The 24,565-nt window shown below is 71.1% G+C and carries 20 protein-coding genes; 11 read left to right on the top strand and 9 right to left on the bottom strand.

All coding sequences use genetic code 11. From position 1 onward, the window contains the following. Positions 1 to 6 precede the first annotated feature (6 nt). Together trxB and F6X53_RS25600 are read left to right on the top strand one after the other, a co-directional pair. Positions 7 to 984 (top strand): thioredoxin-disulfide reductase, encoded by a 978-nt coding sequence (gene trxB, locus F6X53_RS25605; protein ID WP_151003657.1) that lies wholly within the window; start codon positions 7 to 9, stop codon positions 982 to 984. A 334-nt stretch (positions 985 to 1,318) separates the two neighbouring features. Beyond that, positions 1,319 to 2,209, top strand: a complete 891-nt coding sequence (locus F6X53_RS25600) for a LysR family transcriptional regulator (RefSeq protein ID WP_151003655.1) — start codon at positions 1,319 to 1,321, stop codon at positions 2,207 to 2,209. 48 nt (positions 2,210 to 2,257) lie between these two features. Here the strand turns inward: F6X53_RS25600 and msrP are convergent, their stop codons facing one another. The 4 genes from msrP to F6X53_RS25580 all read right to left on the bottom strand — a co-directional run bounded on the left by msrP (position 2,258) and on the right by F6X53_RS25580 (position 7,476). Next, on the bottom strand, positions 2,258 to 3,208 hold the full coding sequence (gene msrP / locus F6X53_RS25595) for a protein-methionine-sulfoxide reductase catalytic subunit MsrP (protein WP_151003653.1): 951 nt from the start codon (positions 3,206 to 3,208) through the stop codon (positions 2,258 to 2,260). A gap of 172 nt (positions 3,209 to 3,380) precedes the next feature. Further along, on the bottom strand, positions 3,381 to 5,075 hold the full coding sequence (locus F6X53_RS25590; protein ID WP_151003651.1) for an AMP-binding protein: 1,695 nt from the start codon (positions 5,073 to 5,075) through the stop codon (positions 3,381 to 3,383). Between the two features lie 67 nt (positions 5,076 to 5,142). Then, the gene (locus F6X53_RS25585) at positions 5,143 to 5,865 is read right to left on the bottom strand and encodes a hypothetical protein (protein WP_151003649.1); all 723 of its coding nucleotides are present in this window, start codon (positions 5,863 to 5,865) and stop codon (positions 5,143 to 5,145) included. 111 nt (positions 5,866 to 5,976) lie between these two features. Continuing rightward, a complete protein-coding gene (locus tag F6X53_RS25580) occupies positions 5,977 to 7,476 on the bottom strand; it encodes a leucyl aminopeptidase (RefSeq protein ID WP_151003647.1) in 1,500 nt (499 codons plus the stop codon). 218 nt (positions 7,477 to 7,694) lie between these two features. Here F6X53_RS25580 and lptF point away from each other — a divergent pair, with 218 nt between their 5' ends. From lptF to rsmA, 5 genes are all read left to right on the top strand, one after another. After that, positions 7,695 to 8,852 (top strand): LPS export ABC transporter permease LptF, encoded by a 1,158-nt coding sequence (lptF, locus tag F6X53_RS25575; protein ID WP_151003645.1) that lies wholly within the window; start codon positions 7,695 to 7,697, stop codon positions 8,850 to 8,852. A gap of 12 nt (positions 8,853 to 8,864) precedes the next feature. Further along, complete coding sequence (gene lptG, locus F6X53_RS25570) at positions 8,865 to 9,953, top strand: LPS export ABC transporter permease LptG (RefSeq protein ID WP_151003643.1); 1,089 nt, start codon at positions 8,865 to 8,867, stop codon at positions 9,951 to 9,953. 83 nt (positions 9,954 to 10,036) lie between these two features. After that, complete coding sequence (locus F6X53_RS25565) at positions 10,037 to 12,589, top strand: LPS-assembly protein LptD (protein ID WP_151003641.1); 2,553 nt, start codon at positions 10,037 to 10,039, stop codon at positions 12,587 to 12,589. 241 nt (positions 12,590 to 12,830) lie between these two features. Next, positions 12,831 to 13,955, top strand: a complete 1,125-nt coding sequence (gene pdxA / locus F6X53_RS25555) for a 4-hydroxythreonine-4-phosphate dehydrogenase PdxA (protein WP_151003637.1) — start codon at positions 12,831 to 12,833, stop codon at positions 13,953 to 13,955. After that, complete coding sequence (rsmA, locus tag F6X53_RS25550; protein WP_151003635.1) at positions 13,952 to 14,815, top strand: 16S rRNA (adenine(1518)-N(6)/adenine(1519)-N(6))-dimethyltransferase RsmA; 864 nt, start codon at positions 13,952 to 13,954, stop codon at positions 14,813 to 14,815. Before pdxA ends, rsmA begins: the two co-directional genes overlap by 4 nt. Before the next feature lie 101 nt (positions 14,816 to 14,916). Here the strand turns inward: rsmA and F6X53_RS25545 are convergent, their stop codons facing one another. The 3 genes from F6X53_RS25545 to F6X53_RS25535 all read right to left on the bottom strand — a co-directional run bounded on the left by F6X53_RS25545 (position 14,917) and on the right by F6X53_RS25535 (position 17,975). Next, the gene (locus tag F6X53_RS25545; RefSeq protein ID WP_151003634.1) at positions 14,917 to 15,936 is read right to left on the bottom strand and encodes a TIM44-like domain-containing protein; all 1,020 of its coding nucleotides are present in this window, start codon (positions 15,934 to 15,936) and stop codon (positions 14,917 to 14,919) included. Between the two features lie 174 nt (positions 15,937 to 16,110). Next, positions 16,111 to 17,196, bottom strand: coding sequence for a two-component system sensor histidine kinase NtrB (locus F6X53_RS25540; RefSeq protein WP_151003632.1), 1,086 nt, complete (start codon positions 17,194 to 17,196; stop codon positions 16,111 to 16,113). Between the two features lie 146 nt (positions 17,197 to 17,342). Beyond that, positions 17,343 to 17,975 carry a S24 family peptidase gene (locus tag F6X53_RS25535; RefSeq protein ID WP_151003630.1) on the bottom strand — a complete coding sequence of 211 codons (633 nt, stop codon included), beginning with the start codon at positions 17,973 to 17,975 and terminating at the stop codon, positions 17,343 to 17,345. A gap of 232 nt (positions 17,976 to 18,207) precedes the next feature. Between F6X53_RS25535 and F6X53_RS25530 the strand changes: the two genes are divergently transcribed. Both F6X53_RS25530 and F6X53_RS25525 read left to right on the top strand, forming a co-directional pair. Next, positions 18,208 to 18,555, top strand: a complete 348-nt coding sequence (locus tag F6X53_RS25530; protein WP_151003628.1) for a DUF952 domain-containing protein — start codon at positions 18,208 to 18,210, stop codon at positions 18,553 to 18,555. Next, positions 18,552 to 19,664: a quinone-dependent dihydroorotate dehydrogenase gene (locus F6X53_RS25525; RefSeq protein WP_151003626.1), complete on the top strand. Its 1,113-nt coding sequence runs from the start codon at positions 18,552 to 18,554 to the stop codon at positions 19,662 to 19,664. The genes F6X53_RS25530 and F6X53_RS25525 overlap by 4 nt, the downstream gene beginning before the upstream one ends. 89 nt (positions 19,665 to 19,753) lie before the next feature. Here F6X53_RS25525 and F6X53_RS25520 read toward each other — a convergent pair whose 3' ends face one another. After that, positions 19,754 to 20,041, bottom strand: a complete 288-nt coding sequence (locus F6X53_RS25520) for a hypothetical protein (RefSeq protein WP_151003624.1) — start codon at positions 20,039 to 20,041, stop codon at positions 19,754 to 19,756. A 280-nt stretch (positions 20,042 to 20,321) separates the two neighbouring features. Between F6X53_RS25520 and F6X53_RS25515 the strand changes: the two genes are divergently transcribed. Both F6X53_RS25515 and F6X53_RS33885 read left to right on the top strand, forming a co-directional pair. Beyond that, positions 20,322 to 22,697 carry an FdhF/YdeP family oxidoreductase gene (locus F6X53_RS25515; protein ID WP_151003623.1) on the top strand — a complete coding sequence of 792 codons (2,376 nt, stop codon included), beginning with the start codon at positions 20,322 to 20,324 and terminating at the stop codon, positions 22,695 to 22,697. Between the two features lie 209 nt (positions 22,698 to 22,906). Continuing rightward, positions 22,907 to 23,035 carry a hypothetical protein gene (locus F6X53_RS33885; RefSeq protein ID WP_306426609.1) on the top strand — a complete coding sequence of 43 codons (129 nt, stop codon included), beginning with the start codon at positions 22,907 to 22,909 and terminating at the stop codon, positions 23,033 to 23,035. 7 nt (positions 23,036 to 23,042) lie between these two features. Here F6X53_RS33885 and F6X53_RS25505 read toward each other — a convergent pair whose 3' ends face one another. Beyond that, a complete protein-coding gene (locus F6X53_RS25505) occupies positions 23,043 to 24,071 on the bottom strand; it encodes a PAS domain-containing protein (RefSeq protein WP_191971002.1) in 1,029 nt (342 codons plus the stop codon). Positions 24,072 to 24,565 lie beyond the last annotated feature (494 nt).

Here is a 24,565-nt window from a genome sequence, read left to right as displayed (position 1 = left end):
GACGATATGGCCCATACCCATGCCAAGCTCGTGATCATCGGCTCCGGACCGGCCGGTTACACGGCCGCCATCTACGCGGCCCGCGCCCTGGTCGAGCCCCTGCTCATCTCCGGCTTCCAGCCGGGCGGGCAGCTGATGATCACCACCGATGTGGAGAATTACCCAGGCTTCGCCGAGGCGATCCAGGGCCCCTGGCTGATGGAGCAGATGCGCCTGCAGGCCGAGCATGTCGGCACCCGGATCGTCTCGGAATTCATCACCAAGGTCGACCTGAAGACCCGGCCCTTCCGGCTCGAGGCGGATTCCGGCGAGACCTATTCCTGCGATGCGCTGATCATCGCGACGGGCGCCCAGGCCAAGTGGCTCGGCATTCCCTCGGAGGCCAAGTTCCAGGGCGGCGGCGTCTCGGCCTGCGCCACCTGCGACGGCTTCTTCTTCCGGGGCCGCGAGGTCGCGGTGGTCGGCGGCGGCAACACCGCGGTCGAGGAGGCGCTCTACCTCGCCAATCTCGCCAAGAAGGTGACGGTGATCCACCGCCGCGGCGAGTTCCGGGCCGAGCGCATCCTGCAGGAGCGCCTGTTCAAGCACCCGAATGTCGAGGTGCGCTGGCACCAGGCCATCGAGGAGGTCTGCGGCGAGACCCAGCCGGCGCCCGGCATGACGCATCTGCGCCTCAAGGACACCCGCACGGGCGAGATCTCGGAATTGAAGGCGGACGGCCTGTTCGTGGCGATCGGCCACCAGCCCGCCACCGCGATCTTCGAGGGCCAGTTGCCGATGCGCCACGGCGGCTACCTGACGGTGCGCCCCGGCACCGCCGAGACCGAGATTCCCGGCGTCTTCGCGGCGGGCGACGTCACCGACGACGTCTACCGGCAGGCGATCACGGCGGCCGGCATGGGCTGCATGGCCGCCCTCGAGGCGGAGAAGTACCTGGCCAATCTCGAGATCGGCGAGACCCCGCGGCAGGCCGCCGCCGAGTGATGGCGGGGCGCCGCTCCGGCCCCGAACCCTGCCACATCGATGAACGCTTTCCGGCCTCATTGGGGGCGTCCGCGATCGGTCGTCAACAATATCTTCGCAAATGGACTTGCCTTGCGCGGCAACCAAACCGCAAGAGGGAAGTCCTATCCTCAGGGTGTCGGCCTGCGCCGGCACCGTCTCGTCCCGCACGCGGCGCCCCGGACCTTGTGGGCACTGCGGCGAATGCTTGGGCCGGGGCGGGATCAGGGCGATGGGGCGCGCTCCATCCGACGGCACGGGCCGGCGGCGTGGCAGGTGAGTCCGCGGGACCGGTCTAGGTTCGGGAGTTTACGCCGTGGATTGGGACAAGATCCGGATCTTCCTCAACGTGGCGGAGGCCGGCAGCTTCACGCGGGCGGGTGACGATATCGGCCTGAGCCAGTCGGCCGTCAGCCGGCAGATCAGCGCCCTGGAGCGCGAGCTGAAGGCGCCCCTCTTTCACCGACACGCCCGCGGCCTGATCCTGACGGAGCAGGGCGACCTTCTGTTTCGCGCCGCGCGGGACATGAAGCTCCGGCTGGAGAACACCAAGGCGCGCCTCGTCGAGACGAGCGAGCGCCCCTCCGGGGACCTGCGGGTGACGACGACGGTGGGCCTCGGCACCGCCTGGCTGGCGCAGCGGGTGGCCGAGTTCCTCGACCTCTACCCGGATGTGCGCATCGAGCTGATCCTGACGAACGAGGAGCTCGATCTCGCCATGCGCGAGGCCGACGTGGCGATTCGGATGCGGCGCCCGGCCCAACCGGATCTGATCCAGCGCCGGCTCTTCACCGTCCACTACCACGCCTTCGCGAGCCCGGATTACATCAAGCGCTTCGGGGAGCCGAAGAGCATCGAGGATCTCGACAACCACCGCCTCGTGTCGTTCGGCGGCAACGAGCCGTCCTACCTGCTGGCCGCCCATTGGCTGGCGAGCGTCGGGCGGGAGGGGCGCGAGCGCCGGCCGATCCATTTCACGGTGAACAACGTCGCGGCCCTGCAACTCGCGATGGAGACCGGCGCCGGCATCGGCATCCTGCCGGATTACGCCATCGACGGCGACGACCGCCTGATCCAGGTCCTGCGCGACAGCGAGATGCCGAACCTGGAGAGCTACCTCGTCTATGCCGAGGAGATGCGCACGGTGGCCCGGGTCCAGGCGTTTCGCGATTTCCTGGTGACCAAGGCGCAGCGCTGGACCTACTGAGCGCCCCCGAGGCCGCCGCCCGTGGGCAGGCCTCGGGACGGCCTAAGCTCAGACGAACAGCCGCTCCTTCTCCAGCCCCTTGTAGAGGCCGGCGACCTGCTCGCCGTAGCCGTTATAGATCAAGGTCGGCACCCGCTGGTCCGTGCCGAGCACGCGCTCGCTCGCCTGGCTCCAGCGCGGATGGGACACGGCCGGGTTCACGTTGGCCCAGAAGCCGTACTCGGCGGATTGCAGGCCCTCCCAGAAGGTCTTTGGGCGCTCGGCCACGAAGGAGACCTTCACCAGGGACTTGGCGGATTTGAAGCCGTATTTCCACGGCACCGCGAGGCGGATCGGCGCGCCGAACTGGTTGGGCAGCGGCTTGCCGTAGACGCCCGTCACCATGAAGGCGAGGTCGTTGTCGGCCTCGGCCAAAGTGAGCCCCTCGATATAGGGCCAGGGGTAGAAGAATTGCCGCTGGCCCGGCGCCATCGCCTTGTCGAGGAAAGTCTGGAACTGGACGTATTTCGCCCCGGATGCCGGCTTGGCGAGGGCCACCAGCTTGGACAGGGGAAACCCCGTCCAGGGCACCGCCATCGACCAGGCCTCGACGCAGCGATGGCGGTAGAGGCGCTCCTCGAGGCCGATCTTCCGGATCAGGTCCTCGACGCCGATCTCGAAGGGCTTCTCCACGAGGCCGTCGATCTTGATCGTCCAGGGATCGGTCTTGAGGGCGTTGGCGGCCGGCAGCACCGTCTTGGAGGTACCGAACTCGTAGAAGTTGTTGTAGTCGCCGCTATAGCGCTCGGGCGTCACCGGCCGGTCGAGGGTGTAGGCACCGTTCTGCGGCGCCGGATAGGCGCCGGATTCCGCGGCCGCGACGGCGCGCCCCCCGCCGAAGGCCGAGGCCACCGCGAGGCCCGCTGCACCGCCGAGCAGGGTGCGGCGGCTCAGGAACACCGCCTCCGGGGTCGCGAGATGCTCGGGGATCTCCCAGCCGCGCTGACGCTTGATGTACATGGTGGCTCCTCCGGGCGCCCGGCGCCCTCCCGGCGCGCCCCGTCTCGACGCGCGCGCCGGGGCAATTGGCTGGGCCTGTGACACTGCCTCGCCATTCGGCGCGGCGTCCGCGCGGGTTACGCCGCACGGGGCCCGAAAGTTCGCGCGGGCGCTGCGTCCCGGCGACGCGGGCTCAGGCGGAGGGGTGGTCCTCGCGCAATGCCCGCCGCAGCACCTTGCCGACATTCGTCTTCGGCAGGGCCTCGTGGAAGACCACCTGGCGGGGCACCTTGTAGCCCGTCAGCTGCGCCCGGGCATGGGCCCGGATGGCGTCCTGGGTCACGCTCTTGTCGCGCAGGACCACGTGCGCGACCACCATCTCCCCGGTCTCCGGATAGGGCGCGCCGACGACGGCGCATTCGAGGATGGCGGGGTGGGAGGCCAGCACGTCCTCGACCTCGTTCGGGTAGACGTTGAAACCCGAGACCAGGATCATGTCCTTCATCCGGTCGACGATCCGGACCTGCCCGTCCGCCGTCATCACGGCGACGTCGCCGGTGCGGAAGAAGCCGTCCTCGGTGGTGGCGCGGGCGGTCTCGTCGGGCCGGTTCCAGTAGCCCCGCATCACCTGCGGGCCGCGCACGCAGATCTCGCCCGGCATACCCGTGTGAACCGGCATGCCGTCCGGCCCGCGGATCGACACCTCGGTCGAGGGCAGCGGGTAGCCGATCGTGCCCGACCATTCCGCGAGGCGGTACGGGTTCACGCAGACGACGGGCGAGGTCTCCGAGAGGCCGTAGCCCTCGATGATGGTCTGGCCGGTGACCGCCTTCCACTTCGCCGCCACGGCCTTCTGCACCGCCATGCCGCCCGCCACCACGTAATCGACGTGCGAGAAATCGATGGTGCCGATCTTGGGGTGGTTCACCAGCAGGTTGAAGAGCGTGTTCACGCCCGAGAAATGCGTGAAGCGGCTCTTCGACAGCGTCCGGATGAAGCCGTCCGCGTCGCGCGGATTCGGGATCAGGAGGCAGCAGCCGCCGAGGCGCATGAAGAAGAAGAAGCAGCAGGTGAGCGCGAAGATGTGATAGAGCGGCAGGGCCGTCACCATGGTGCGGCCGGCCTCGGCGTCGGTCGCCTCGAACCAGAGCTGGCTCTGCTCGACATTGGCCATGATGTTGCGGTGGGTCAGCATCGCCGCCTTGGCGATGCCGGTGGTGCCCCCGGTATATTGCAGGAAGGCGATGTCCTCGGGCGTGACCGCCACGCGCCGGCGCGTCAGGCACTTGCCCCGCTTCACCGCGGCCGAGAAGCGCGTGGTGCGGCTCGGCGGCAGCGCGAAGGCCGGCACTGCCTTCTTGAGATGACGCGAGGCGAGGTCGATCACCTTCCCCTTGACCCCGAGGCCGTCGCCCGGGCCCGCCACCACGATCTGCTCGAGGCGCGGCAGGTTCGCCAGGGAGGCCGCGACCGTGTGGGCGAAGTTCTCCAGCACGAACAGGGCCCGGGCCCCGGAATCCTGGAGCTGCGCCGTGAGCTCGCGCGGGGTGTAGAGCGGGTTGACGTTGACGACGGTGCAGCCCGCGATCAGCGTGCCGAACAGGGCCGCCGCGTAGGCCGGCACGTTCGGCATCATGATGGCGACGCGGTCACCCTTGCCGAAGCCCTGCCCCTGCAGCCAGGCCGCGAGCGCCTCGGAGGTGGCCCCGAGGGCGCCGTATGTCACCGACGTGCCGAAGCAGGTCACCGCCGGCCGGTCCGCGTAGCGGGCGATGCTGGTCTCGAACAGGTCGACCAGCGTGCCCAGCCGCTCGACGTCGATCTCCGCGGGCATGCCCGGCGGATAGGCGGAGAGCCACGGGCGCGTGGCTCGGCACTCCTGGATCATGGCGATCCTCCCTGATGACGCGGCAGCATGGATCTGCCTTCGGGTTATGGCCCCTTTGAGTCAGGGCTTAGCGGGATCGGGGTGGTTCGATCAAGGGATTACTGGTTCGAGTATGTGAAAGGCCGGTGACGACCACGCTGTGCGGCAGGAAGGCCAGGACCAGCAGGACGGCGGAAATTCCGAATTCCGGTATGGTGAGCGCGCGGCGCGGCCAGGGGCCGATCCCGGCGTCGCGCGCGAGGCCCAGCACCGCGAGGGCGAACCAGAGGGCGCCAAAGCCCAGGGCGAGGCGGCCGGCCCCCGCGGCGAGGGCCCGCCCCCAGCCCGAACGCGGGCGCGGGTCGCGGTTCGTCAGGAGGACGCCGAGACCGAGGGCGGCGCCGTAGCTCGCGGCCGCCGCCGCCGCCCCGAGGGCATAGGCGAGCCACATCGGCGCCTGGTTCAAGAAGGCGATGCCGCCGGTGGCGAAGCCGCTGCGCAGGACCATGCCGCCGAAGGTCGGGTAGAGGCCGAGCGTCAGAACCAGGGCGAGGCCCACGAGCGCCCCGAGGATCCGCCGGACCGGCCCCGCCGGCCCGGGCCCCGCCGCGACCGCCAGGATGCGGGCGAGCGCGTAGACCAGCGCGAAGGCGAAGAGCGGGTAGCGGTCGAGGAAGAAGCCGTAGAACACGCGCTCCGCCGCCGGCGGCAGGGCGCTGCGCTGGTCGAAGCCCGTCGCGGCCACGGCGGCGAGGGCCAGCAGCGCGGCGGCGAGGGGCGCGGCGGGCACGGCGACGGTCGCGGGTCTCATGCGGGCCCTCGGGATGCGGAGGGCCGGAGGATGGCTCCGCCCGGCGCGGGGCGAAAGGCCCGGTACGCGATCCGCCGCATCCCGCGGCCGAGGACGCGCGGGCGCCGGGGGCTACTTGGCCTCGTAATGCTCGCGCACCAGCCGGTCGAGGAGGCGCACGCCCCAGCCGGCGCCCCAGCTCCGGTTGATCTCGTTGGCGCTCGACGACATGCCGACTCCCGCGATGTCGAGATGGGCCCAGGGCACGTCGTTGACGTAGCGCTTGATGAAGGTCGCGGCGGTGGCCGCCCCGCCGTGACGCCCGCCGGTGTTCTTCATGTCGGCGAATTTCGAGTCGATGGCCTTGTCGTAGGCCGGGATCAGCGGCATCCGCCAGACCTTCTCGCCGGTGGCCTCGCCGGCCGCCGTGATCCGGGCCGCGAGCTCGTCGTCGTTCGAGAACAGGCCCGCGATGTCCTGGCCGAGCGCCACGATGATGGCGCCCGTGAGCGTCGCGAGGTCGATCATGAATTTCGGCTTGTAGGTGCTCTGGACGTGCCAGAGCACGTCCGCCAGCACGAGGCGGCCCTCGGCGTCGGTGTTGATGACCTCGATGGTCTGGCCCGACATCGAGGTGACGATGTCGGAGGGCCGGTAGGCGGCGCCGTCCGGCATGTTCTCGACGATGCCGATGGCGCCGACGACGTTCACCTTGGCCTTGCGGCTCGCCAGGGCGTGGAGCGTGCCGACGACGGCGGCGGCGCCGCCCATGTCGCCCTTCATGTCCTCCATGCCGCCGGCCGACTTGATCGAGACGCCGCCGGAATCGAAGACCACGCCCTTGCCGACCAGCGCGAGCGGCGGGTCCGAGCGGTCGGGCGCGCCGTTCCAGCGCATCACCACGATGCGCGGCTCGCGGGCCGAGCCCTGCGCCACCGCCAGGATCGCCCCCATGTTGAGCGCGCGCATCCGCTCGGGCTCGATCACCTCGACCTCGACGCCGAGGCGCGTCAGCTCGGCGGCACGGCGGGCGAATTCCTCGGGGAAGAGCACGTTCGGCGGCTCGTTGATGAGGTCGCGGGCGAGCACCACGCCCTCGGCGACGGCCTCGCTCGCCCGGGCGGCGGCCTCGGCGCCCGCGGGCTCGGCGAGCATCAGGGTCAGGCTGGTGCCGCCATTCTCGTCGGCATCGGGCTTCTTCTTGGTCTTGTAGCGGTCGAAGCTGTAGCTGCGCAGGCGGGCGCCGAGGGCGAACTCGCCCGCATTCTCGCCGCTCACCGGGGCGCCCGGCCAGTCGAGGAGCACCCGGGCGGTGCGGCCCGAGACCTTGCCGGCCGTGAAGCCGCCGAGGACCGGCCAGTCGAGCTTGGCCCTATCCTTCTCGGTGCCGAGGCCGATCACCACGAGGCGCTCGGCCTCGATGCCGGCCGGCGCCGGCAGGGCGAGGGCCGTCAGCGAGCGGCCCTTGAAGCGCTCGCTCGCGGCGGCGCGCGCCACGAGGTCGGCGCCGGCGGAGCCGAGGAGGTCGCGGGCCGCTCCGCTGAGGGACAGGTCGTCGCCAACGAACACGACGAGATCGCCGGGGCCTGCCGGGCCGACCGGCCCGAAGCTGATGGTGATGCCGTCCGCCATGTCGTTGCTTTCCGTCCTGCGATGATGTCTCTGGCGCGGTCGGGCGCGCGGCCGGCTTCCTGTGTAGCCGCTGAGGCGGAGAACGCAACGCGACCGGCCTGCCCTTAAAACGGCCCAAGTTCCGGGTCCTGAGAGGGGCTCGACCGTGTGGGGGGCGCACCGCACGCAAGGGGGGATCTGCCGGGAGGAGCCCGGCGGGTGCCTGATCGCGAGACCCGATGACGCAGATCGAGCGCTACATATTCCGCATCGCGCTCTCGGCTTTCCTGGCCTGCCTGATCGGCCTGACCGGCACGATCTGGGTGACGCAGGCCCTGCGCGAGCTCGACCTGATCACCGCCAAGGGTCAGACACTCCTGATCTTCCTGTTCGTCACCGGCCTGTCGCTGCCGACCCTCGTGGTTGTGATCGCCCCGATGGCGCTGTTCATCGCGGTGATCTACGCGCTGAACAAGCTGAACGGCGATTCCGAGCTGATCGTGATGTCGGCGGCCGGAATGACGCCGCGCAGCCTCCTGCGGCCGTTCCTGACCCTGGCGCTGGCGATCAGCGTGCTCGTGTCCTTCCTGACCATCCAGGTGATGCCGTCGAGCTTCCAGGAATTGCGCGACGTCGTGACCCGCGTGCGCGGCGACTTCATCGCCAACGTCGTCAAGGAGGGGCAGTTCACGGCGCTCGACAACGGCATCACCTTCCACTTCCGCGAGCGCGGCCAGGGCGGGATGCTGCTCGGCCTGTTCATCCAGGACCGGCGCGAGGCCGGCAAGACCAAGGTCTACCTCGCCGAGCGCGGTCAGGCGATCGACGTCGACGGCCAGAGCTACCTCGCCCTCGAGAAGGGCAGCGTGCACCAGCAGCAGAAGGATTCGCGCGACTCCTCGATCCTCACCTTCGAGCGCTATACGATCGACCTCGCGGCCTTCGCGCCCCCCGATGCCGACGTGGTCTACAAGCCGCGCGAGCGCTCGACGATGCAGCTGCTCTTCCCCGACCGGAGCGAGGGCTATTACCAGTTGCAGAAGGGCCGGTTCCGGGCGGAGCTGCACGACCGGCTCTCCTCCTGGCTCTATCCCCTGGCGCTGGCCTTCATCGCCTTCGCGGCCCTCGGCGACCCGCGCACCACCCGCCAGGGCCGGGGCCTCGCGGTGGCGGGCGCCGTCCTGGCGGTGGTGGTGCTGCGCATCGCGGGCTTCGCGGCGAGCAGCGCGGCGGCGCGCAGCCAAGGCGCGGTCATCGCCGTCTACGCGGTGCCGCTCCTGGCCATCGCGCTCTCGGCGCTGATCATCTTCCAGGGGGCCGCCATGCGCGCCCTCGGCGCCGGCCTGCGCCGGTCGGTGAGCGGGCGCCTCGGCGTGCCCCGCCTCGCGGCGCGCTGAGGAGCCGGCCCCATGCTGATCGGCCTGACCCTCGGGCGCTACTTCGCCATGCGCTTCGTGCGCACGGTGCTGGGCGTGTTCCTCACCGTCTTCGCCCTGGTCTACACCCTCGATTTCGTCGAGCTCCTGCGGCGCGCGGGCGATGCCGAGGGCGCGACGACGGGGCTGATGGCGCAGCTCTCCCTCTACCGGACGCCGGCTGTGGCGGAGGGCGTGCTGCCCTTCGCGGTTCTGTTCGGCTCGATGGCGGCCCTGCTGCAGCTCTCGCGCAAGCTGGAACTCGTGGTGGCCCGCGCCGCCGGGATCTCGGCCTGGCAGTTCCTGCAGCCCGGGATCTTCGTGGCTTTGGCGCTCGGGGCCTTCACGGTGGGCGTCTACAACCCGCTCTCGGCGGTGCTGAAGCAGCGCTCCACAGAAATCGAGGCGAAGATCTTCGCCCGCTCGACCAAGGCCAGCTCCGGCAAGGACCTCTGGATCCGCCAGAAGAGCCTCGATGGGCAGGCCATCATCCGGGCCGAGACCGCGATCGAGGGGACCACGACGCTGGCCGGCGTCTCGGTCTTCACCTTCGACGAGGCGGGCATCTTCGTCTCCCAGATCGAGGCTGCGCGGGCGAGTCTGCACGTCGGCTACTGGGAGTTGAGCGAGGCGCGCGTTCTCGCCCCTGGCGTGCCTCCCGAGAGCTATGGCAGCTACCTGATCGCCTCGACCTTGGAGCCCGGGCAGGTGCGGCAGCGCTTCACACCCCCGGAATCTGTGCCTTTCTGGCAACTTCCCGAGACCATCGCGCGCAGCGAGCGGGCCGGGTTGGATGCGACCCGATACCGACTCCAGTATGATGTGTTGTGGGCTCGGCCGATCCTCTTCGTCGCAATGGTCCTCGTGGCGGCAACCGTTTCCTTACGGTTCTTCCGCTTTGGTGGTGTGGGCAAACTCGTGCTCGGCGGGGTGGCGGCGGGGTTTGCCCTCTACGTCGCCCGTCAGGTCATGGAAGGCTTGGGTGCGTCCGGGATCGTGGCTCCGCCGGTGGCGGCGTGGTTCCCGGCCGTGGTAGGGAGTCTTCTCGGTACGCTCACGCTTCTGTACCAGGAAGACGGCTGAGGCTGCGGCCCGGACGGGAGACGAAGGGATGACCGTGGCTGGAGTTGTGACGCGCGTTGCGTAAGGTCGCCGACATCGCGAGGATGGCCGCCGTTCTGGCGCTGCTGACGGCTGCCCTGCCGCTCGGGCTGCCCGTGCCGGCGGCCGCTCAGGCCCTGCCGAAAGCCGCGACGGGCAAGCCGGGCGACAAGCTCCTGGTCGAGGCCGACGAGCTCATCTACGACAACGACAAGAACACCGTGACGGCGCGCGGCAATGCCGAGCTGCATTACGGCCCGCGCACCCTCCAGGCCGACCGCGTCCGTTACGACCGGGCCACGAGCCGCGTCTTCGCCGAGGGCAATGTCCGCCTCACCGACCAGGACGGCGCCGTCGTCACCGGCGAGCGGATGGAGCTGACGGACGATTTCCGGAACGGCTTCATCGATTCCCTGCGCATCCAGCAGACCGTCGAGAAGAAGGGCGAGGTGGTCCGTACCCGGTTCTCGGCGCCGCGCGCCGAGCGCGTCGACGGGGAGCAGACGAGCTTCGATTACGGCACCTACACGGCCTGCGAGCCCTGTAAGGACCACCCGGAGAAGCCGCCCCTGTGGCAGGTGCGCGCCGCCAAGATCATCCACAACAACGAGACCCACACGGTCTCGTTCGAGGAATCGACCCTGGAGCTCGCCGGCATCCCGGTGGCCTATCTGCCCTATTTCGAGGCCGCGGACCCGACCGTGAAGCGCAAGAGCGGCTTCCTGACGCCGCGCTTCATCTCCTCGACGGCGCTCGGCACCGGCGCCGCTGTGCCCTACTTCTTCAACCTCGCGCCGAACTACGACCTGACCCTCTCGCCGGCCTTCGTGAGCCGGCAGGGCGTGCTCGGCCAGGCCGAGTTCCGCCACCGGCTCGAGACCGGCTTCTACAACCTGCGCGTCAGCGGCATCTTCCAGACCACGCCGAGCGCCTTCCTGCCCGGTCCCCTCGGCGCGGGCGACCGCGACTTCCGCGGCTCGATCGAGAGCCGGGGCCGGTTCTACATCAACGACCGCTGGCGCACCGGCTGGGACGTAGTCGGCGTCACCGACAAGTGGTTCCTCGACAATTACCGGATCCGCAACCAGAACATCACCACGGATTACTTCCGCGAGGCGGTCTCGACCGCCTACCTGATCGGCCAGGGTGACCGCTCCTGGTTCGAGGCGCGGGGCTACTACTTCAAGGGCCTGTCGAGCTTCGACTGGCAGAAGGAGCAGCCCGTCGTCGCGCCCGTCATCGATTACGACAAGCGCATCAACGGTCCCGGCTTCCTGGGCGGCGAGGTCCGGTTCGAGGGCAACCTCACCAGCCTGACCCGCGAGGCGACGGATTTCCAGGGCCTGCCGCGCACCGGCAGCTACCTGTTCAGCCCAAGCTTCAACGGCGTCAGCTACCCGCTCTACGAGACCTGCACGATCTTCAACAACTCGTCCTGCCTGATCCGGGGGCTGGCCGGCACGGATACCCGCGCCTCGGCGCAGGTCTCCTGGCGCCGCACCTTCATCGATCCGCTGGGTCAGGCGATCACGCCCTTCGCGTATCTGCGCGCCGACACCTTCTTCGTGAATCCGAGCCTCTCGGGCTACCAGAACGCGCTGGCGCCCACGATCGCCAATATCGGCGAGGGCTCGTCCGGCCGGGTGATGCCGGCACTCGGCATCGATTACCGCTATCCCTTCGTCAGCGATTTCGGGCGCCTCGGCGTCCACACCATCGAGCCGATCGCCCAGATCATCGCGCGCCCGAGCGAGACCCGCATCGGCCGCCTCCCCAACGAGGACGCGCAGAGCCTCGTCTTCGACGACACCTCGCTCTTCGAGTGGGACAAGTTCTCGGGCTACGACCGGGTCGAGGGCGGCGTGCGCACGAATCTCGGCGGCCAGTACTCGGTGGTCACGCCGGCGGGCTGGTACGCGAACGTGTTGTTCGGCGAGTCGATCCAGCTCGCGGGCGTCAACTCGTTCCGCCGGGGCGACCTCGCCAATGTGGGTTTCGATTCCGGCCTCGAATCCCGCCGCTCCGACTTCGTCGGGCGTTTCCAGCTCTCGCCGAACCAGAACATCAGCCTGATCAGCCGCGCCCGGTTCGACCACAACGATTTCAGCGTGAACCGCTTCGAGACCGGCATCACGGCGCGCTTCGCGCCGTTCCTGCCCCTCTCGGTCTCGGCCTTCTACTCCTATTACGAGGCGCAGCCGCTGCTGGGCTTCAGCCATCGCCGCGAGGGCATCACCGCCTCGGCCACCTACAACATCACGCCGAACTGGTTCGTCACCGGCTCGGCCCTCATCGACCTGACCCACTATCTCGACACCCGCGACGTCTACGCGGACGCCCTCAACGCCTATCTCGCCAACCCGGTCGGGGTCGCGCCGATCTACCAAAATCCGGGCCGCTTCTACCTCTCGGGCATGAGCTTCGGCGGCGGCTACCAGGACGAGTGCACCACGGTCTCGCTGAACTACATCGTCTCGCCCATCGCCACCGCCATCGGGGTGCGCGAGCGCAACCAGACCGTGCTGCTGCGGGTCGAGCTGAAGACGCTCGGCGAGGCGGACCTGCGCCAGAACGTCGGCACCGCCACCACCGCCGACGGCATCGCGGCGATCCGCTGAGCCGCAACCGCTCGCGGCGACGGACCGGGGCTGCTAGAAGCGCCGGATGCCACCACGCCAAACGCTCATCCGGGGGCCTGCCGCGGGCCTGGGGCCCGCCGCGAGCCGGGGACCCGCCGCAAGCCCGGCACCGGGCGTCGCAGACGCGACCGGCCCCGGCTTCGCGGGCTCGGGCCGAGCTTGGGTGTTGCGCAGGCGGTCCGGGCGGCCCGCCTCCCCCTCGAACCCGCTCGGGTAGCCCATGACACCCCTGGCCCTCACCCTCGGCGACCCGGCCGGCATCGGGCCCGAGCTCGCGCTCGCCGCCTGGGCCCGGCGCGCGGCGCAAGGCGCTCATTCGGCCCTGCGGCCGTTCTTCCTCGTGGCCGACCCGGATTTCGTCGAGCGCAGCGCGAGCCGCCTCGGCCTGCACGTGCCGGTGGCCGAGATCGACCCCGAAACCGCCGCGGAGGTGTTTCCCCGCGCCCTTCCGGTGGTCGCCCTGCCGAGCGGCACGACCATCGCGGCGGAGCCCGGCAAGCCCGATCCGGCGCATGCCGGCGCCACCCTCGAATCGATCACCGCCGCGGTCGGCTTCGTGCAGGCCGGGCGGGCCGCGGCCGTCGTCACCAACCCGATCGCCAAATACGTCCTGACGCAGGTGGGCTTCGCCTATCCGGGCCATACCGAGTTCCTGGCGGCGCTCGCGGTGCCGCCGGGGAGCCCCGCGCCGCTGCCCGTGATGATGATCTGGAGCCAGGACCTCGCGGTCGTGCCCGTCACGATCCACGTGCCGCTGCGCCGCGTCCCCGAATTGCTGACGCAGGACCTCGTCGAGCGTACCGCCCGCATCGTCGCCCGCGACCTCGCGACGCGCTTCGGCCTCGCGGCGCCGCGCCTCGTGCTCGCGGGCCTCAACCCGCATGCGGGCGAGGCCGGCACCATGGGCTTTGAGGACCGCGACGTGCTGGCGCCGGCGGTGGAGCGCCTGCGCGCCGAGGGCATCGACATCCGGGGCCCTTTGCCGGCCGACACCCTGTTCCACGCCCGCGCCCGGGCGACCTACGACGCGGCGCTGGCCCCCACCCACGATCAGGCGCTCATCCCGATCAAGACCATCGCGTTCGACGATGGCGTCAACGTCACCCTCGGGCTGCCCTTCATCCGCACCTCGCCCGACCACGGCACCGCCTTCGACATCGCCGGCCAGGGCATCGCCCGGCCGGACAGCCTGATCGCCGCCCTGCGCCTCGCCGACCGGCTCGCCCGGAACGCCGCGCCGGCCAAGGCCCCCACCGCCGAGATCGTCCCGTTCAACGATTACGCCGATCGGGTGCGGCCGGCCTCGGCGCCGCCCTCCCATTTCGACCCGACCGACGAGCTATGAGCACCGGCGACGGCCTGCCGCCGCTCCGCGAGGTCGTGCAGCGGCACGGCCTGGAGCCCAAGAAGGCGCTAGGGCAAAATTTCCTCTACGACCTCAACCTGACCGGACGCATCGCCCGGAGTGCCGGGCCCCTCGCGGATGTGACGGTGGTGGAGGTCGGCCCCGGCCCCGGCGGCCTCACCCGGGCCCTGCTCGCGGCGGGCGCGGGCCGCGTCATCGCCATCGAGCGCGATTCCCGGGCGCTGCCGGCGCTCGCGGAGATCGCGGCGCATTATCCGGGCCGGCTCACCGTCGTGGACGCGGATGCGCTCGCCTTCGATCCGCGCCCGCTGATCGGCGACCGCCCGGCCCGAATCGTCGCGAACCTGCCCTACAACATCGGGACAGCCCTCCTCACCGGCTGGCTGGAGGGCGAGGCCTGGCCGCCCTGGTGGGATTCGGCGACCCTGATGTTCCAGCGCGAGGTGGCGGAGCGGATCGTCGCCGATGTCAGCGCGCGGGCGGATTACGGGCGCCTCGGCGTGCTCTGCGGCTGGCGCACGCAGGCCGACATCCTGTTCGACGTCGCGCCCTCCGCCTTCGTGCCGCCCCCGAAGGTGACCTCGAGCGTCGTGCGCCTCGTGCCCCGCGCCGCGCCCCTGCCCTGCCGGGCGGGCGCCCTCGAGGCCGTGACCCGGGCGGCCTTCGGCCAGCGCCGCAAGATGCTGCGCCAGAGCCTGAAGGCGCTGACGCCCGAGCCCGGCGCCCTCCTGTCGGCGACCGGCATCGCCGAGACCGCCCGGGCCGAGGAGGTGCCATTGGCGGGTTTCGTGGCTCTGGCCAACGCCTACGACGCGCGCCGGACTCTCGGCGCGGCGTGAGCCCGGCGAGGCGACTCGGAAGACGCCCGCGACGCGCATGAAAAAGGCCGGCACCGCGCGCGCGGTGCCGGCCCGTGCTCGGTCGGGACCCGACCGGTGCGTCAGCTGGTCTGCTGGATCGCCGAGAGGATCCAGGGCCGGCCGGGCTGGCGGACGAAGGTCCAGAGTTCGGTGGCCTCCGCCGGCTCGGTCTCGACCACCCGGTTGGTGTTGCGATCGAGCTTCACGTCGTTCAGCGCATAGCGCATCGCGACGGTCGCGTATTCCGACGAGCCCTCGCCCCAGGCTTCCGACAGGTCGCCCTGCAGGAGCTTGACGTTCGAGATCCGGTTGACGATGCCGCGGGCGGCATTCGCCTGAAGCTCTTCCTCGAAATAGCCCGCCATCTCGGGCGTCGCGAGGTTGCGCAGGCCGACCTTGTCCTCGTGCGAATAGGCGTCCTGAACCTCGCCGAGCAGCCGCTCGAACGACTGGAAGTCGTTGGGGCCGATCTGGATCTGGCGCTGCTGCACGGGACGCTGCGCGCCCCCGCCCATCATGCCGCCAAGACCTGACGCACCCGGACCGGACGCACCCGGACCTGAAGCACCGAGGCCGGGACCGGCATTGCCGAGCCCCTGGTTCGGCGCGCCCGGTCCGTTGTCGAGCCCGGTCCGGGCGTAGGGCGCGCCGGCGCCGGCCGGCTGGCCCTGACGGCGGCGGAACCACCGCACCGCGAAGGAGACGAGCAGGACGAGGAGGCCAACCTGCAGGATCAGCCCGAGGAACGAGGCGATGCCGCCGAGGCCGCCGAAGAAGCCGCCGCCGATGAGCGCGCCGAGGAGGCCCGCGCCGAGGAGCCCCGCCATGAAGCCGCCGCCGAAGCGGCGGCCCTGGGCGGGCGCCTGCATGCCGGGGTTGGACATGCCCGGGCCGGGCTGGGTCTGCGAGCGCTGGATCGGCGCGGCAGCACCGGGCGCCGTGGTGGTCGCGGAGGGCGCGTTGAAGGTGCGCGACCCACGCGAGCCGGCGCTGCCGCCGCCGCCCGGACGGGCCTCGACGACGGGCGCCGCGACCGTCAGCGCTGCCGCGAGCGCCAGGATGGTCGCCGTACGCTTGCGGCGCGTGGTGGAGGTGAGCATCGATTCGCCTCTGCGAGAGTAAATGTCGTGGCGTGATCGCCGACGATAATATGGAGACGTGCGTGCCGGAGTTTTAGTCCGCACAACCGCTAAGTTTTTTCGGATGAAACCCGGTCTTCGACCGTGGGTGGTTAATTCAGCGTGCGTACGCCCGGATCGAGGCCTGCGCGGCCTCTACACCACGGCCGGGAAGATCAGGCGCACGCTGGTGCCGGCCCCGGGCTGGCTTTCGAGCGTGATGGTGCCGTTCTGGCGCTTCATCAGCCCGTGCACGATGGCGAGCCCCGCCCCGCGCCCAGCCTCGTGACTGGTGGCGAAGGGCGAGAGCGCCCTCGCGAGCATCTCGGGGGACATGCCCGAGCCCGTGTCGCGCACCAGGATGCCCACGGCGCCGTCGCCGGGCCGCTGGATCGTCCGGTCGCCCGGCGGCAACCGGAAGGCCGCGATCGTGAGGGCGCCGCCGCTCGGCATCGCCTCGCAGGCATTGGCGACGATGTGGCCGAGGGCGAGCTCCACCTGCGTCGGGTTGCTCAGGGCGGGCGGGAGGTCGCTGGCGATCTCGAGGTCCAGGGTGATGCTCGGCGGCAGGCCCGGGCGCAGGCGCTCGGCCACGTCGCGCACCAGCCGGGCGAGATCGACGGGGCACACGTCCGGGGCGATCCGGCGGGAGAAGGCGAGGAGCTGCCGGGTGAGGATCGTGGCCCGCTCGACCGCGTCGGTCGAGCGCGTGAGCGCGCGCTGGATGAAGGGCTCCGGCCGGTCGCCGAGCCGCCGCGTCAGGCCGTCGACGTAGCCGATCAGGATCTGCAGGAAGTTGTTGAACTCGTGCGCGACGCTGTTCGTCAGGAGCCCGAGGGCCTCGCGCTGGCGCGACAGGGCAAGCGCCCCCTCGGCCTCCCGCCGCCGGGTCACGTCGAGGACCTGACACAGGCTGAGATCGCTCCCGGCGATCGGCGCGAGGCTGACGCAGGCCCAGAACCCGATGCCGTCCCGGGTGAGCGCCAGGAATTCCTCGGCCGAACCGGTGGCGCCCGGTCCCTCGCGCAGGAGCGCGCGGATCTCCTGCCCGCGCACCGCCTCGGGCGCGAAGCCGGTCAGGACCAGGAAGGCGGGGTTCGCGTACAGGATGGCGCCGTCGGGCGCGGTCAGGGCGGTCGCGACCGGCGAGGCCGCGAGGATCGGCTCCCAGGCACCGGGGATTGCCGGCGGCGCGCGGTCGGCGGGAGCTTGATACCGGCCGTCCGCTTCGGGCTGCACCATGATCGATCCCGGCTCGACGGGTCCGCGCTCCCGACCCGCTCTCGATAGCGGCAACGCGCGGCATGGCCAAGGCGTGCCGGCGCGGGGTGCCGCGCGGTGACGCACCGGCCCATCCCGCAGGCTCGGACTATTGCCGGAGGCTCGGACTATTGCCGCACCCACATCACCCGGGCCATCCAGGCGATCTCGCCGACATTGACGACGCGGTCCTGGTGATCCGGGTTGAGGGAGGAGAGCTCGACCGTGCGGGCGGTGCGGCGGCGCAGCTCCTTGGCCAGAACCTCGCCCGCATGGAGCCGGACCACGACCCGGTCGCCCTTGCGCACGCTCGCCGAGGGCGAGACGATCAGCACGTCGCCGTCCCGGTAGAGCGGGTTCATCGAATCGCCCTGGACCTCCAGCGCGAAGGCCCGCTCCTCGCCGAGATCGGGGAACTCGATCTCCTCCCAGCCCGGACCGCCCGTCGGCATGCCCTCGTCGGTGAACAGGCGGCCGGCGCCGGCCTGGGTCATGCCGATGAGCGGGATCATCGCCCGGGGCGGCCCCTCGCGGGGCTCGATCAGGCGCAGGAACTCGTCGAGGCTGGCGCCGGTGGCGGTGAGCACCTTCGAGACCGATTCGGTGGAGGGCCAGCGCTTGCGCCCGTCGGGTCCGATCCGCTTCGAGCGGTTGAAGCTCGTGGCGTCGAGCCCTGCGCGGCGGGCGAGGCCCGAGGCCGAGAAACCGTGCCGCTCGGCCAGGCGGTCGATCGCGGTCCAGATCTGCTCGTGGGACAGCATGAGGGGTTCGAGCCTGCGCGGGCCGCTAAGACGCACGGCCTAGTTGTAGGAAAGTAGAACTAAACAGCTCAAAATGCAATCGGCGTTCTGCGTATTTCGCACCCGAATCCGTACGCTCCGGACGCGTCCCCGGGACTTCGCGGAGAGGGGCTGAGCCGGGCGGGCCGGCGCGGCGCTGTTGCGCAGCGGAGGCCACTCGCTCTATCGACGCCCCGTCATACGGACGGTGCCGATGCCCCTCATCTACAAAATCTGTCCCCGAGCGCTCTGGCGCGAGGCCGAGGAAGCCGGCCGCTTCGACGGCGCGCCGGTGGACCACGCCGACGGCTTCATCCACTTCTCGACCGCGGCGCAGGCCGCCAAGACCGCAGCGCGGCATTTCGCGGGCGCCCAAGACCTCCTCCTCGTCTCGGTCGAGGCCGAGGCCCTGGGCGGCGCCCTGCGCTACGAGCCCTCCCGCGGCGGCGACCTGTTCCCGCATCTCTACGGCCCCCTCCCCTTGAGCGCGGTGCGGGCGGTCGCCGAACTGCCCCTCGGGCCGGATGGCCGCCACCTGTTCCCGGCGGAGATCGCGGCATGATCGGCAGCCTGTTCCCTCTCATCCGCCCGGTTCTGCACGGGCTCGACGCGGAATCCGCGCATAACCTGACGCTCCGGGCGCTGGCCCTGATGCCGCCCCGGCGCCCACCGGCCGACGACGCGCGGCTCGCGGTCGATTGCCTCGGGCACCGCTTCCCGAACCCGGTCGGCCTCGCGGCGGGCTTCGACAAGGGCGCCGAGGTGCCGGACGCGCTGCTCGGCCTCGGCTTCGGCTTCGTGGAGGTGGGCGGCGTGGTGCCCAAGCCTCAGCCCGGCAACCCGAAGCCCCGGGTGTTCCGGCTCACCCAAGACGGCGGCGTCATCAACCGCTTCGGCCTCAACAGCGAAGGGCTCGCGGTGGTCGCGCGCCGGCTCGCAACGCGGGCGCGGCGTCCCGGCCTCGTCGGGGTCAATATCGGGGCGAACAAGGAGGCGACCGATCGCCTCGCCGATTACGTCGCTTGCACCCGGGCGCTGGCACCGCACGTCGCCTTCGTGACCGTCAACGTCTCCTCGCCGAACACCCCGGGCCTGCGCGACCTGCAGGGGGAGGCCTTCCTCGACACGCTGCTGGCGCGGGTGGTCGAGGCCCGGGACGCGGTCCATCCGGCGACCGCGATCCTCCTGAAGATCGCGCCCGACATCACCCTCGGCGCCCTCGACGCCATCTGCGCCACGGCGGAACGGCGGGGCGTGCAGGCGCTCGTCGTCTCGAACACCACCATCGCGCGGCCCGCGAGCCTGGCCGAGACCACCCTCGCGCGCGAGACCGGCGGCCTCTCCGGGCGGCCCCTGTTCGGCCCCGCGACGCGGCTCCTGGCCGAGACCTACCTGCGGGTCGGCGGCCGGCTGCCCCTCGTCGGGGTCGGCGGCATCGATTCCGCCGAGGCGGCCTGGACCAAGATCCGGGCCGGCGCCACCCTGCTGCAGCTCTACTCGGCGCTGGTCTATGCGGGCCCCGGCCTGATCCCCGAGATCAAGGCCGGCCTCCTCGCCCGGATCAAGGCCGAGGGGCTGACCGGCCTGTCGCAGGCGGTCGGGCGCGACGCGCGAGCGCTCGCCGCCGAAGCGGAGACCGGTTCAGCGGCGGGGAGCGCGTCGAAGGCTTAGAGCCGCTCGCGACGGCAACGCGATCGGGAACCGCTCCGGCGCGCTCGATCGCCGGCCTTAACCGGCTCTGAAGCTCCGCCGCTTAGGCCTCACCGCAGGCCGCGTCCCCCCGTCCCGGCGAGCACCGCGCAGGCCGCCGCGAGGCCGAGCAGGCTCCATTTCAGCGGGAGCCAGCCGGCACCCTCGGCCCGCATCGGCTCGGTGACGAAGCGGCCGGGCGACACCTCGACGCCGGGCTTGCCGTAGGTCCGCGCATCCGCGATCTGCGCGGCGGTGACGGCCCATTCGATGTCGCGCCCGCGATCATAGGCCATGACCGCGAGCCCGACGGCGATTCCCGCCGCGAGCGCCGCCAGAACCCGCACCCGCACCTGCATCCGCGCTCCTCCGCATCACCGCGATGGGTTAGGCCGCCGGTGCCCTGGGCTCAACCGGGCGCGGGCGTCCGTCCCTCAGCGCATGCCCCCCATTCCGCGCGCTCGGATCGCGCGCCCCCGCAGGGCGAAACCGAAGGGAAGCCGCCGCTCAGGTGCCGGGTGCATGAGGGGCCTGCGTTCGCGTGCGATTGAGCGCCGTCCCGAGCGACGCTTATCTCGCGGCTGCGAGACCTGCCGCCTCCGGACGGGGCCCGCGCTCCCCCCGTTTCAGGATGCATCGATGGATCACCCGGTCGGGTCTCGCAAGACCGCTACGCGCCACGCCGGACCCGGCCGGGGCGAGACCGAAGGCGAAGCCAAGGTCGAGGGGACCAAGCGCTCCTCGGCCGCCGGCGGCTGGGGGGCCCTGAAGAGCTGCGGCAAGCACCTGCTGGGCAGCCGCGCCCCGCTCTCGGGCGCCCGCGCCATGCTGAAGGCCAACCAGCCGGACGGGTTCGACTGCCCCGGCTGCGCCTGGGGCGACCCGGAGCACGGCTCCTCGTTCGAGTTCTGCGAGAACGGCGTGAAGGCGGTCTCCTGGGAGGCGACCGACAAGCGCACGCCCCCAGCCTTCTTCGCCCGGCACACCGTCCAGGAACTGCGCGGCTGGAGCGACTACGCCCTCGAGGGCCAGGGCCGCCTGACGGAGCCGTTGCGCTACGACCCGGCCTCCGACCGCTACCTTCCGGTCACCTGGGAGGCGGCCTTCGCGGAGATCGGCGCGACGCTTCGCGGGCTCGATCATCCGGACCAGGCCGAGTTCTACACCTCCGGCCGCGCCTCGAACGAGGCCGCCTATCTCTACCAGCTCTTCGCCCGGCACTACGGCACCAACAACTTCCCCGATTGCTCGAACATGTGCCACGAGGCGAGCGGCGTCGCCCTGCAGGCCGCCATCGGCATCGGCAAGGGCACGGTGCTGCTGGAGGATTTCGAGAAGGCCGACGCCATCTTCGTGGTGGGCCAGAATCCCGGCACCAACCATCCCCGCATGCTCGGCGACCTGCGCCGTGCCGCCCAGCGCGGCGCCCGCGTCGTGGTGCTCAACCCGGTCCGCGAGCGCGGGCTCGAGCGCTTCGCCGACCCGCAGAACACCGTCGAGATGCTGCGCGGCGCGAGCGCGCCCGTGGCCAGCCACTATTTCCAGCCACGCCTCGGCGGCGACATGGCGGTGTTCCGCGGCATCGCCAAGGCGATCTTCGCGGCCGACGACGCGGCCCTGCGGGCGGGCCGCCCCTCCGTGCTCGACCGGCCGTTCCTGGCCCGCCACACAGCCGGCTACGAGGCCTACCGGGCCCTCGTCGAGGCGACCGCGTGGGAGACCACCCTCGATCAGTCGGGCCTCGCCCGCGACGAGATCGAGACCGCCGCGGAGGTCTATCTCGGGGCGGACAAGGCGATCTGCACCTGGGCCATGGGGGTGACCCAGCACCGGCATTCGGTGGCGACCATCCGCGAGATGGCCAACGTGATGTTCCTGCGCGGGCATATCGGCCGCCCCGGCGCCGGCCTCTGCCCCGTGCGCGGCCACTCGAACGTCCAGGGCGACCGCACGGTCGGCATCAACGAGCGCCCGCCGGCCGCCCTCCTCGACGCGCTGGAGCGGACCTTCGGCTTCCCGGCGCCGCGCCGGCACGGCCACAACGTGGTGGCGGCGATCAACGCTTTGCTGGACGGCTCGGCCAAGGCCTTCATCGGGCTCGGCGGCAATTTCGCGCGGGCGACGCCGGATTCGTGCCGGGTGGCGCGGGCGCTCGCCGGCTGCCGCCTCACGGTGCACATCGCCACGAAGCTCAACCACTCCCACCTTCTCCCGGGCACGGTCGGCTACCTGCTGCCTTGCCTCGGCCGCACCGAGATCGACCGCAACGCCGCCGGCAAGACCCAGATCGTGACCGTCGAGGATTCGATGAGCATGGTCCACGGCTCCGGCGGCATCAACAAGCCGGCCTCGAAGGCGCTGCGCTCCGAGATCGCCATCATCGCCGGCATGGCCGCGGCCACCATCGGCTCGGACAAGGTCGATTGGGCCGGGCTCAGCGAGGATTACGACCGGATCCGCTCGCTGATCGAGGCCACCATCCCGGGATTCACTGGCTACAATGTCCGGGTCCGACGCCCACGGGGCTTCATGCTGCGCAACCTCGCGGCCGAGCGCGTGTTCGAGACCGAGACCGGAAGGGCCGGCTTCGCGGCCGAGGCCCTGCCGGAATCGACCGAGCACCAGCAGGCGCGGCGTGCCCCCGACACGTTCGTGCTGCAGACCTTCCGCTCGCACGACCAGTACAACACCACGATCTACGGCCTCGACGACCGCTACCGCGGCGTCTACGGCGAGCGCCGGGTGCTGTTTGCCCATCCGGACGACCTCGCGGAGATCCGGGCCCGCCTCGGCGACCGGGTCGACATCGTCGGGCTGCATCCGGACGGGATCGACCGCGTGGCGGAGGATTTCCGCCTCGTGCCCTTCGAGATGCCGCGCGGCAGCCTCGCGGGGTATTACCCGGAGCTGAACGTGCTCGTGCCGCTCTCCTCCTTCGGGACGGGCAGCGACACACCGACCTCGAAATCGGTGCTGGTGACGCTGCGCGCCCGCGCCGCCGCGGTGGCGGCCTGATGCCGGCGCGGCGGGACGCGGAACCCGCGCCGATCTCCGACGCGGCGTTCCTGGCCGCGGCCGAGGCGCTCGCGCGGTAGCGGCCCGACCTGTCGCCGCTGGCCGCCGGGCTCCTGGCCGGCCTACGCCTCGGGGTCGCGGCCGATACCCGCGCCTTCGCGCGGACCTTCGCCCTCGCGCACGCGCACGCCCTGCGCGGCCTCTCGGAATTGGAGGAAGCGGCGCTCGTCACGGTAACGCGCCGCGATCCCCGCACCCAGCGGGCGCATTACGCGGCGAGCCCGGCCGGGCGGGCGCTCGGCGCCGCGTCCGGCCCCGGGATCGCCAACGCCGCCTGAGGGCCGTTCAGTCGAGGCGCGCCACCGCGATCGCACCGCCCTCGATCAGCGCGAACGTAATCCCGGCATTGCGCAGCGCCAGGATCACGGCCCCGCGGGCCGCCTCCGCGCAGGCATCAGGATCGGAGGGCGCATCCGGCGCCTCCAGCCGGCGGATCACCGCGGAGGTGAGCCCGCTCGCCTTGGCGAGATGCATCATCGACCAGCCGAGCAGGTTGCGGGCGGCGCGTAGGTGCGGCGCCGCGATCTGGGGATCGACGTCGCGGGCCGTGTCCGGCGGCGTCCGCTCGGGGCCGGCCGGCACCATCAGGCTGGCCCAGCCCTCGACCCGGCCGGTCGGATCTTCCACCGGCACCATCACGGCCGTGAAGGCCTTGCCGTGGCCGTTCGCGAGGGCGAGCGTCGGCGTCATGGAGAAGGGCTGGCCCTGCCGGACCAGCTGCGCCAGCCGGTTGCGCCGATAGGCCCGCTGCTCGGGCAGCACGAAGCGGGCGAAATCCTTCAACAGGTCCAGGTTGCGCAGGCCGGTGAGCGCCCGAAGCTCCGGCGGGTAATCGTCGGGCGGAAAGCTGTCCATCGACGAGAACACGATGCTGGCGTGATCGAACAGGGCGCGGTTGCGCCGCAGGTCGGCCTCGCGGCTGCGCCAGAGGGAATCCTGCTCGGTGATGTCGAAGACGACGCCGGCCACGCCGATCACGGCACCGTCCAGATCCCGGACGAGCTCGCCACGGCTCTTCAAGGTCCGCTCGCACCCGCTCCAGCGCAGGACCCGGAAGGTATGGTCGCACAGGGTCTCGGCGAGCGCCGCATCGCAGGCCGGCAGCCCCGGCCGATCCTCCGGATGGACGCGATCGCGCAGAATCTCCCAGCCCGGCTCGATCGCCCCGGGGGCGAGCCCGAGGATGTGGAAGAAGCCCGCCGACCAGACATGGGCGCGCGTCGCGAAGCACCAGCTCCAATGTCCGGTGAGGCCCGCGGCCTCGATCATCGCGACGAAGGCGTCCGACGAGACGGTGGACCCGCTGCCCTGCATCCGCCTGTGCCCTCCCGTGCGATGCCGCCTCTCGGCAAGATCAGGGATTGGTCCGGTGAACCGCTGAAACGATACGCCGCCGCCCGCGCGGCCTGGCCCGTTTGTCTCGACGTCTGCGAGATTTCGGTGCCGCTCCTCTGGTAACCGACTTCGCATCCGCCAAACGCGACAGATGCCGCTCCTTCGAAGACGCTTTCGGCCGGATCGAATGCTTCACGATCCGGCCAGCCATTCCGCGAACACTAGCGTTGGTACCATACATGACACAAGCGCAGAGACGCTCGCGAGCCGAAATTCCTGGAGCGCGATCCGCAGGCGATGTGGGGCGGTCTCACGGCCCGGCCGATGCGCTCCCGGTCGGCCGCGCTGGCGCAAGGCTGGCGAGGAGGCCGGCGGCTTCATCGCGCAAGGGGACGAAGATCCCTAGGTGTTTGATCCCAGGGTTTGATGGTGCAGTTTTCTCACGCGAGTGGAAGGATGCGCTATGGGCCAAG

It is taken from the genome of Methylobacterium soli (genome assembly GCF_008806385.1).
GTDB lineage: Bacteria > Pseudomonadota > Alphaproteobacteria > Rhizobiales > Beijerinckiaceae > Methylobacterium > Methylobacterium soli.
Note: the sequence above shows the minus strand (reverse complement) of the source record. Positions and strands in the feature narration are given on the sequence as shown.

Excerpts from the sequence above, each read along its gene's own strand:
- trxB (WP_151003657.1), top strand. The coding sequence starts at position 7 with ATGGCCCATACCCATGCCAAGCTCGTGATCATCGGCTCCGGACCGGCC.
- msrP (WP_151003653.1), bottom strand. The coding sequence starts at position 3,208 with ATGTACATCAAGCGTCAGCGCGGCTGGGAGATCCCCGAGCATCTCGCG.
- F6X53_RS25590 (WP_151003651.1), bottom strand. The coding sequence starts at position 5,075 with ATGATCCAGGAGTGCCGAGCCACGCGCCCGTGGCTCTCCGCCTATCCG.
- F6X53_RS25585 (WP_151003649.1), bottom strand. The coding sequence starts at position 5,865 with ATGAGACCCGCGACCGTCGCCGTGCCCGCCGCGCCCCTCGCCGCCGCG.
- F6X53_RS25580 (WP_151003647.1), bottom strand. The coding sequence starts at position 7,476 with ATGGCGGACGGCATCACCATCAGCTTCGGGCCGGTCGGCCCGGCAGGC.
- lptF (WP_151003645.1), top strand. The coding sequence starts at position 7,695 with ATGACGCAGATCGAGCGCTACATATTCCGCATCGCGCTCTCGGCTTTC.
- lptG (WP_151003643.1), top strand. The coding sequence starts at position 8,865 with ATGCTGATCGGCCTGACCCTCGGGCGCTACTTCGCCATGCGCTTCGTG.
- F6X53_RS25565 (WP_151003641.1), top strand. The coding sequence starts at position 10,037 with ATGGCCGCCGTTCTGGCGCTGCTGACGGCTGCCCTGCCGCTCGGGCTG.
- pdxA (WP_151003637.1), top strand. The coding sequence starts at position 12,831 with ATGACACCCCTGGCCCTCACCCTCGGCGACCCGGCCGGCATCGGGCCC.
- rsmA (WP_151003635.1), top strand. The coding sequence starts at position 13,952 with ATGAGCACCGGCGACGGCCTGCCGCCGCTCCGCGAGGTCGTGCAGCGG.
- F6X53_RS25545 (WP_151003634.1), bottom strand. The coding sequence starts at position 15,936 with ATGCTCACCTCCACCACGCGCCGCAAGCGTACGGCGACCATCCTGGCG.
- F6X53_RS25540 (WP_151003632.1), bottom strand. The coding sequence starts at position 17,196 with ATGGTGCAGCCCGAAGCGGACGGCCGGTATCAAGCTCCCGCCGACCGC.
- F6X53_RS25535 (WP_151003630.1), bottom strand. The coding sequence starts at position 17,975 with ATGCTGTCCCACGAGCAGATCTGGACCGCGATCGACCGCCTGGCCGAG.
- F6X53_RS25530 (WP_151003628.1), top strand. The coding sequence starts at position 18,208 with ATGCCCCTCATCTACAAAATCTGTCCCCGAGCGCTCTGGCGCGAGGCC.
- F6X53_RS25525 (WP_151003626.1), top strand. The coding sequence starts at position 18,552 with ATGATCGGCAGCCTGTTCCCTCTCATCCGCCCGGTTCTGCACGGGCTC.
- F6X53_RS25520 (WP_151003624.1), bottom strand. The coding sequence starts at position 20,041 with ATGCAGGTGCGGGTGCGGGTTCTGGCGGCGCTCGCGGCGGGAATCGCC.
- F6X53_RS25515 (WP_151003623.1), top strand. The coding sequence starts at position 20,322 with ATGGATCACCCGGTCGGGTCTCGCAAGACCGCTACGCGCCACGCCGGA.
- F6X53_RS25505 (WP_191971002.1), bottom strand. The coding sequence starts at position 24,071 with ATGCAGGGCAGCGGGTCCACCGTCTCGTCGGACGCCTTCGTCGCGATG.